7 protein-coding genes are annotated in these 8,805 nt (G+C 38.9%); 5 read left to right on the forward strand and 2 right to left on the reverse strand.

Annotation, left to right across the window (positions count from 1 at the left end):
- The first annotated feature begins 38 nt into the window (after positions 1-38).
- From pruA to AEA09_RS02120, 4 genes are all read left to right on the forward strand, one after another.
- Positions 39-1,586, forward strand: coding sequence for an L-glutamate gamma-semialdehyde dehydrogenase (pruA, locus tag AEA09_RS02105; protein ID WP_425411967.1), 1,548 nt, complete (start codon positions 39-41; stop codon positions 1,584-1,586).
- Between the two features lie 90 nt (positions 1,587-1,676).
- Positions 1,677-2,870: an ornithine--oxo-acid transaminase gene (locus tag AEA09_RS02110; protein WP_053582268.1), complete on the forward strand. Its 1,194-nt coding sequence runs from the start codon at positions 1,677-1,679 to the stop codon at positions 2,868-2,870.
- 83 nt (positions 2,871-2,953) lie between these two features.
- A complete protein-coding gene (locus AEA09_RS02115) occupies positions 2,954-4,198 on the forward strand; it encodes a Glu/Leu/Phe/Val family dehydrogenase (protein WP_053582269.1) in 1,245 nt (414 codons plus the stop codon).
- A 357-nt stretch (positions 4,199-4,555) separates the two neighbouring features.
- A complete protein-coding gene (locus tag AEA09_RS02120) occupies positions 4,556-5,719 on the forward strand; it encodes an iron-containing alcohol dehydrogenase (RefSeq protein WP_053582270.1) in 1,164 nt (387 codons plus the stop codon).
- Between the two features lie 147 nt (positions 5,720-5,866).
- Here the strand turns inward: AEA09_RS02120 and AEA09_RS02125 are convergent, their stop codons facing one another.
- Together AEA09_RS02125 and AEA09_RS02130 are read right to left on the reverse strand one after the other, a co-directional pair.
- Complete coding sequence (locus AEA09_RS02125; protein WP_053582271.1) at positions 5,867-6,856, reverse strand: cation diffusion facilitator family transporter; 990 nt, start codon at positions 6,854-6,856, stop codon at positions 5,867-5,869.
- Between the two features lie 16 nt (positions 6,857-6,872).
- Positions 6,873-7,595, reverse strand: coding sequence for an MgtC/SapB family protein (locus AEA09_RS02130; RefSeq protein ID WP_053582272.1), 723 nt, complete (start codon positions 7,593-7,595; stop codon positions 6,873-6,875).
- Between the two features lie 137 nt (positions 7,596-7,732).
- On the opposite strand from AEA09_RS02130, the gene AEA09_RS02135 reads away from it, so the two are divergent.
- The gene (locus AEA09_RS02135; protein ID WP_053582273.1) at positions 7,733-8,632 is read left to right on the forward strand and encodes a DMT family transporter; all 900 of its coding nucleotides are present in this window, start codon (positions 7,733-7,735) and stop codon (positions 8,630-8,632) included.
- Positions 8,633-8,805 lie beyond the last annotated feature (173 nt).

Consider the following 8,805-nt stretch of genomic DNA (forward strand, 5'->3'; position numbering starts at 1 on the left):
ATTACATGCTCAATCTACATTTCACAAAGGGAGGATACATTATGATTCCGTACAAACATGAACCGTTTACAGATTTCTCACTTGAGGCGAATTACAATGCATATGTAGATGCATTAAAAAAGGTAGAGGGTTATTTAGGGGAAGACTATCCATTGATCATAGGTGGAGAGCGTATTACTACTGAAGACAAAATCGTATCTTACAATCCAGCGAAAAAGACGGAAGTAATAGGTCGTGTTTCGAAGGCAAATCAGGAACTCGCTGAGCAAGCAATGCAAGCCGCGGATAAAACATTTAAAACATGGAAAAAGGTAGATTCAGCTATTCGTGCTGATGTGTTGTTTAAAGCGGCAGCAATTATTCGTCGTCGTAAACATGAATTTTCGGCGCTATTAACAAAAGAAGCAGGCAAGCCGTGGGATGAAGCAGATGCAGATACAGCAGAGGCAATCGATTTTCTAGAGTATTACGGTCGCCAAATGCTACGCATCAAAAATGGCCAACCAGTTGAAAGTCGCCCTGGTGAATACAATCGCTATAATTATATTCCACTAGGCGTCGGCATAGTTATTTCACCATGGAATTTTCCATTTGCAATCATGGCGGGAACGACCGTGGCTGCAATTGTAACAGGCAACACTGTACTATTAAAACCAGCTTCCACTACACCTGTGGTTGCATATAAATTTATAGAAGTATTAGAACAAGCAGGACTCCCAGCTGGTGTTGTCAATTACGTACCAGGTTCCGGAGCAGAGGTCGGTGATTACTTAGTCGATCATCCGAAAACGCGCTTTATTAGTTTTACTGGTTCGCGCGATATAGGATTACGCATTAATCAGCGCGCGGCAACACATAATGACGGACAGATTTGGATTAAACGTGTCATTGCTGAAATGGGTGGTAAAGATACTATTATTGTCGATAAAGAAGCAGATTTAGAACTTGCGGCACAATCTATAGTGAAATCAGCGTTTGGCTTTTCAGGTCAGAAATGCTCAGCCTGTTCTCGAGTTGTTATTGTTGAAGATGTGTATGACACGGTTGTTTCACGAGTAGAAGAACTTACAAAAGTATTAACAGTTGGGGACCCAACAGACTACAATAACTATATGGCAACTGTAATTGACCAAGCCGCATTCGATAAAATTACAGCGTACATTGAAATCGGGAAAGGTGAAGGACGCCTCGTTGTAGGAGGTACAGCTGATGATTCAGTCGGTTACTTCATACAACCTACTGTATTTGCAGATGTAGCACCTTCAGCACGTATTATGAAAGAGGAAATCTTTGGGCCGGTTGTTGCTATTACCAAAGCAAAAGATTTCGATGAAGCAATTGATATTGCCAATGATACTGAGTACGGCTTAACTGGTGCAGTTATCACAACAAATCGTTTCAATCAGGAAAAAGCGCGTGAAGACTTCCATGTAGGGAATCTTTACTTTAACCGTGGTTGCACAGGTGCCATCGTAGGCTACCAACCATTTGGTGGTTTCAATATGTCTGGTACAGACTCGAAAGCGGGCGGTCCTGATTATTTACAACTGCATATGCAAGCAAAAACGACTTCGGAAATGCTTTAACTTTTGATAGGAGAGACAGACATCAAGAATCTTGTAGTCTGTCTTTCTTCTATATAGATAGTATTTTGGGAATGTAGGGGGAGAAGTAATATGACCAAATCACACGATGTTATTACACAAACGCAAAGCTATGGGGCAGCGAACTATCATCCACTGCCAATCGTTATTGAAGAAGCGGAAGGGGTATGGGTAAAGGACCCTGAGGGGAAAAAATATTTAGATATGTTATCGGCCTATTCTGCACTTAACCAAGGGCATCGTCATCCTAAAATTATTGCTGCTTTAAAAGAACAAGCAGACAAAGTGACATTAACATCACGTGCTTTTCATAGTGACAACTTAGGTGAATGGTATGAGCTTGTCAGTAAATTAACGAATAAACAAATGGTGCTACCCATGAATACAGGGGCAGAAGCGGTAGAAACTGCGTTTAAAGCTGCCCGTCGGTGGGCGTATGATGTAAAAGGGGTAGAGAATGGGAAAGCAGAGATTATTGCATGCAATGGCAACTTCCATGGACGTACAATGCTAGCAGTATCTCTTTCTTCCGATGAAGAATATCGTCGAGGCTTTGGTCCAATGCTACCAAATGTGAAGTTAGTTGATTACGGCAATCTTGAGGCATTGAAAAAAGCAATTACACCGAATACTGCGGCATTTCTAATTGAGCCAATACAAGGGGAAGCGGGGATTGTCATTCCGCCAGAAGGCTTCTTAAAGGCAGCGAAAGAATTATGTCGCGTAAATAATGTGTTATTCATAGCCGATGAAATTCAAGTTGGTTTAGCACGTACGGGTAAAATGTTTGCTTGCGATTGGGAATCGGTAGAGCCAGATATGTATATCCTCGGAAAAGCACTCGGAGGAGGGGTATTTCCAATTTCTTGCGTCGCGGCTAATCGTGATATTCTAGGCGTATTTAATCCAGGTTCACACGGATCTACTTTCGGTGGTAATCCACTAGCCTGCGCGGTATCGATTGCAGCTATTCAAGTACTACAAGAAGAGAAGCTTGCAGACCGTTCATTAAAGCTAGGGGAATATTTTAAACAAGCACTGCAAGCAATTGATAATCCAGTCATTAAAGAGGTGCGTGGTCGTGGGTTATTTATAGGAATGGAATTAACAAAGCCAGCAAGGTCATACTGTGAACAGTTGAAAGAATTAGGTTTACTGTGCAAAGAAACACATGAAACTGTCATTCGTTTTGCACCACCTCTGACTATTTCAGAGGAAGATTTAGGATGGGCAATTATTCAAATTGCGAAAGTATTCAAACTTTAACAAAACGTTCACATTTTACTTCCTAAATATGTTACAATGTTGGCGATATACTACCCTATTAAAGAATGAAGAGGCGATTTAATATGTCCGAAAACTTAAATCTTTTCACATCAACTCAAGAAGTCATTCACGAGGCTTTAAATAAACTAGGCTATGACGAAGCAATGTATGAATTGTTAAAAGAACCACTTCGTATGTTGCAGGTACGCATCCCAGTTAAAATGGATGATGGTACGACAACGGTATTCACTGGATTCCGTGCACAACATAATGATGCAGTAGGTCCAACAAAAGGCGGGGTACGTTTCCATCCAGCCGTTTCAGAGGAAGAAGTTAAAGCGCTTTCAATGTGGATGACATTGAAGTGTGGTATCGTCGACCTTCCGTACGGTGGTGGTAAAGGCGGCGTCATTTGTGATCCGCGTCAAATGTCGATGGGTGAAATCGAACGCGTAAGTCGTGGTTATGTACGTGCAGTAAGTCAAATCGTTGGGCCAACAAAAGATATTCCAGCGCCAGACGTATTTACAAACGCGCAAATTATGGCATGGATGATGGATGAGTATAGCCGTATGGATGAATTTAACTCGCCGGGCTTCATCACAGGAAAACCAATTGTACTGGGTGGTTCACAAGGTCGTGACCGTGCAACTGCACAAGGTGTTACTATTGTTATTGAAGAGGCAGCGAAAAAACGTGGTATCAATATTAAAGGTGCACGTGTTGTCATTCAAGGTTTTGGGAACGCAGGTAGTTTCTTAGCTAAATTCATGAGTGATTTAGGTGCAAAGGTTATTGGTATTTCGGATGCTTATGGTGCACTTCATGACCCGGAAGGTTTAGATATCGACTATTTACTAGATCGTCGTGATAGTTTCGGGACAGTGACAACGTTATTTGAAAACACAATCTCTAATACAGAACTACTTGAATTAGATTGTGATATTTTAGTGCCAGCGGCGATTGAAAATCAAATTACTGCAGACAATGCACATAATATTAAAGCGAGCATTGTTGTTGAAGCGGCAAATGGCCCAACAACTTCAGAAGCAACAAAAATTCTAACAGAACGTGGTATTTTACTTGTACCTGACGTACTAGCATCAGCTGGGGGCGTAACAGTTTCATATTTCGAGTGGGTTCAAAATAACCAAGGTTACTACTGGACAGAAGAAGAAGTAGAAGAACGACTATATAAAAAAATGGTCGATGCATTTGAGAATGTCTATACAACAGCGACAACTCGCAATATCAATATGCGTCTAGCAGCATACATGGTCGGTGTACGCCGCACTGCAGAAGCATCTCGCTTCCGTGGTTGGGTTTAGTATCTACTTTAATTAATGGGATGAATGTTAGTTTAGTATTCCGCATAGTAGGTGTTCTAATTGTTTTATGCGGGATAGCGAAGTGTAATTGATTTTACAATATAATACTTGCAAAAACGAGTCGTCTCATAAAAATTGAGTCGGCTCGTTTTTTAGTAGATACGCTCTTATTCTTGCAATGTTTAATCGAGCAATATAAAAAAACAAGATTGTACGCAGTGCTTCGATATGATTCAAAACAAATTACTGAAAGGTTTAGGTGTGCCAGTGCCTAGAAATATTACAATGATTAATGCATAATTCTTTGCTTTCTTCCTAATAAGTATGAGAAAATCCAACTAGAGAGGGGCGATTTATATGAATTCATTTACATTTTATAATCCAGTCAAACTACATTTTGGTGAGAATGCACTCGAAAATTTACCGAAAGAAATAGCACAATGCGGAAACAAGGTGTTAGTGGTATATGGTGGAGGTAGTATTAAGAAAAACGGTGTATATGATGCGGTTATGAAGCAATTACAAGAAGCGGATAAGACGATTTTCGAATTGAGCGGCGTTGAACCGAACCCACGAGTAGAAACTGCACGTCTGGGTATAGAAATGTGTAAAAAAGAAGGCATTGATATTGTGCTTGCTGTTGGCGGCGGTTCAGTTATTGATTGTTCGAAATTAATTGTAGCAGGTGCGAAATACGACGGGGATGCTTGGGATTTAGTAACGAAAAAGGCGTTCGCAAAAGAAGCATTGCCTTTAGGAACAGTCTTAACTTTAGCAGCAACAGGCTCTGAAATGAACGCGGGTTCTGTCATCACGAACGCTGCTACAGAAGAAAAAATAAGCTGGGGAAGTCCTGCAACATTTCCTAAGTTTTCTATCTTAAATCCACTATATACAGTGAGTGTGCCTAAAAATCATACGGTGTATGGCATGGTTGATATGATGTCGCATGTATTAGAGCAATATTTCCATAATGCTACGAATACACCAATCACAGACGAAATGTGTGAAGGCGTATTACGTACAGTCATTGCAACAGCACCAAAGCTCATTGAAGATTTAGACAACGTAGCGTTACGTGAAACGATTTTATTGGCGGGTACGATTGGTTTAAATGGCTTTTTATCGATTGGTTCACGCGGAGATTGGGCATCACATAACATCGAACATGCTATATCAGCGGTTTACGATATACCACATGCGGGAGGATTAGCTATTTTACAACCGCATTGGATGCGTCATAGTGTCTCAGTGAACCCTGAACGTTTTGCAGGATTGGCAACACGCGTATTTGGTGTTGATGCGACTGGTAAATCAGTAGAAGAAGTAGCTAATGAAGGTATCGATCGTTTATCTGAATTTTGGACATCGCTAGGTGCGCCTAGTCGTTTACACGATTACAATATCGATGATACAAAATTTGACCAAATTATTAAGCATGCCATGTTAAATGGTCCCTTTGGTAATTTTAAAAAGCTACACGAGAAAGATGTACGAGAAATTTTACAAAATTCACTTTAAATTTTATCAATAAATAAGGAACGAGAGACCACATAACGTGGTCTCTCGTTTTTTGTAAAATGAGAAGAACTGAGTGTAAATAAAAGAGAGTTAGTGCTTGTATGAAAATAGCTGACTGCCGAAATAAGGCAATTGGCTACTTTCATTTTATTTTATAGTTAAATTTGGTGGTCGATCCGCGACGTGTACCCAAGTTAGTTCACCGTCATCTTCATCATAGAGTATGGCTACCCTTGTCACACCTTTTTGGCTAAGGATAATTTCAGTTAAATGGTCACGCACATCATCTAAGAAAGCAAGTGATAATTCTGGGTTAGCTTCAGCGACTAGCTCAACGTGTAAAAACTCACCTTCTTTTATAACTTCTAAGCGAACGATATCTTTGATGTTGGGGTCATCCAAAACAAGGTGGGCGATATGATTTAGCATTTCCTGGTCTGTTTCACCAATAGCACCACGTGCATTATCTAGAAAAACTTTTCCAACTACAAAGAACATCATACAGCCGATAATTATTGATACGAGCCCTTCAATTTGACCCCAACCAGTAAAGTGGGCAATCAAAATAGCACTAAAGGCTAATATGTTACCAGCTGTAGCTACTAAATCCTCCATAAATACAAGCTTAGTAGCAGGCTTTGCTCGATTTAAAAACCCAAATGCCTTTGAAATAGAAGCAAGTCCGGCTTTTTCTTGACCAGCTTCATGCAAAACTTCAACAGCGGCTTTTGCTAATACTGCTGTTTCAAGTACTATCCCGATGAATAGTACTCCTAATGCAATAAAGATTCCTTTAGACTCAATTGCAGGGTGTAATAAATGGTGCCACCCTTCTTTTATCGTCTCATAGGAAAGAATTGCGACAATGATTACTGCAAATAAACAAACAAGGTTGACAATTCGACCATAACCAGCTGGGAATTGTTTAGTTGGTGCTTTTTTCGATAATGCAGAGCCAATATAAACAAAAAATTGGTTTGCTGAATCCCCAAAAGAGTGCATCATTTCAGCAAACATTGCAACGTTGCCTGTAAAGAAAAAGGCAGCACCTTTTATTATGCCTAAAAAGGCGTTCACAAATGCGGCCAGTAGGGAAGGTTTATTACCATTTTTTAAAAGTTTAAGTATTTCAGTCATAAGAAGTGTCCTCCTACTAGTTTAAAATTTCCATTTCAATTTTTTCTATATAAGATAGGCTACGCAAAGAACGATAAAACGACAGCAAATTATCTGAGACAAGCAGTGACAAGCGTAAATCTAATTCATGTAAAACTGTATCATTTTTTAATGGAATGTCTTTAATACGCATGTTTTCAATAATAATATTGCTTTCTGTTAAAAATTGAAGCAATGCTTCCATTTTACTATCGTCATCTACTTGTACTTTTAATGATATTTCTCTCATGCGGATACGCTTCGGTCCGATTTTCATCAAGAAAGGTGATAATACTTCAATACCAAAAACAATGATAACAACAGCTATTGCTGCATCCATGTAGAAGCCTGCGCCAACTGCAATGCCAATTCCAGCAGCTCCCCAAATCATTGCCGCTGTCGTCAAACCTGAAATACTATCATTCCCACGTCTTAAAATAACACCTGCACCTAGAAAACCTATACCACTCACGACCTGTGCTGCCAAACGAAGGGGATCCATAGTTATATTAATATCATCTCTTGCAGGTGTTGAATAAGCAGTTTCAATTGAAATAATTGTTAGTAGACAACTGAAGGTAGCAATGACTAGGCTCGTTTTTAGACCAACAGGTTTCTTCTTTAATTCCCTTTCAATGCCGATTACTAAACTTAAAGTTGCAGCTATTACTAATTTTATGATTACTTCAAGTGTAATCATATTTTCCATTAATGTATTCATACTAACCCCCCCATCGATATTTCGTATTGCTAAGAGATATGCAAAGTGTCATTATTATATGTACATTGCTTTTTTTGTATTTTACATCACGAAAGTAATGAAGTATAAGGATTTTTCAGATAGGAAGTGCAACAAGAATGGAACAACCTAAAATCCATCCATATATCCCGATTCTTATTGGTGTCATTTCGGTATCACTCTCCGCTATTTTTGTGAAACTAGCTAATGCAGACTCTGGTGTTATTGCTTTTTATCGTATGCTGTTTTCGGTAATCATTATGTCGCCAGTTTTCTTTTGGAAGTATACAAGTGAATTGAAGAAGCTAACTAGCCGGGATTGGATATTTTCCTCTATAGCAGGGGTGTTTTTAGCGTTTCACTTTATTTTGTGGTTTGAATCGTTGAATTACACATCTGTAGCCAGCTCGACTGTCCTAGTAACTCTGCAGCCGTTATTTGCATTTGTAGGGACATATTTTTTCTTTAGAGAAAAAATCACAAATAAAACGATTCTTGCTGGAGCAATTGCCATTGCAGGGAGCGTATTAATTAGCTGGGGTGATTTCCAACTAAGTGGTTCTGCATTTTACGGAGATATGCTTGCGCTAATTGCATGTGCACTTATTACGGCGTATTTATTGTTTGGCCAAGATGTACGAAAGCGTTTGTCATTAGTTACGTATACAATGATTGTTTATACAGTTAGTACGATTACGTTATTTTTATATGTTCTTATTAAAGGGGAGTCTTTTGGTCCGTATCCAACTATTGATTGGATTTGGTTTATTCTATTAGCGATTATCCCGAATTTATTAGGCCATACACTTTTCAACTGGTCCATTAAATATGTAAGTACGAATGTTGTTTCGATTGCAATTTTATTAGAGCCAATTGGTGCAGCTGTCCTTGCCATCTTCATTTTTAAAGAATATTTAGTAGCTACTCAAATTATCGGTGGTTTAGTTGTTATACTGGGCATTGTATTATTTGCAGTAGATGAGAAAAAGTTTTTTAAGTTTTTTTCTAAAAAAGCTTGATTTTATAATTGTGGTGTTATATATTATTACTTGTCCTTAACAAGAAGGAACACTTGAGAAAAAATATTTCAAAATAGTTATTGACTTCTTGTTGAATACAAGTTATGATATAAAAGTTGCTGAAATAAAGCAACGACATGAACCTTGAAAACTGAACATGCAAAACGTAATCA

Origin of the sequence: Lysinibacillus contaminans, from assembly GCF_001278945.1 — a bacterium.
In the GTDB taxonomy this organism is placed as follows: Bacteria; Bacillota; Bacilli; order Bacillales_A; family Planococcaceae; genus Lysinibacillus; species Lysinibacillus contaminans.

Bases quoted from the DNA above. Each gene is read 5' to 3' on its own strand.
- AEA09_RS02110 (WP_053582268.1), top strand. From the start codon at position 1,677: ATGACCAAATCACACGATGTTATTACACAAACGCAAAGCTATGGGGCA.
- AEA09_RS02115 (WP_053582269.1), top strand. From the start codon at position 2,954: ATGTCCGAAAACTTAAATCTTTTCACATCAACTCAAGAAGTCATTCAC.
- AEA09_RS02120 (WP_053582270.1), top strand. From the start codon at position 4,556: ATGAATTCATTTACATTTTATAATCCAGTCAAACTACATTTTGGTGAG.
- AEA09_RS02125 (WP_053582271.1), bottom strand. From the start codon at position 6,856: ATGACTGAAATACTTAAACTTTTAAAAAATGGTAATAAACCTTCCCTA.
- AEA09_RS02130 (WP_053582272.1), bottom strand. From the start codon at position 7,595: ATGAATACATTAATGGAAAATATGATTACACTTGAAGTAATCATAAAA.
- AEA09_RS02135 (WP_053582273.1), top strand. From the start codon at position 7,733: ATGGAACAACCTAAAATCCATCCATATATCCCGATTCTTATTGGTGTC.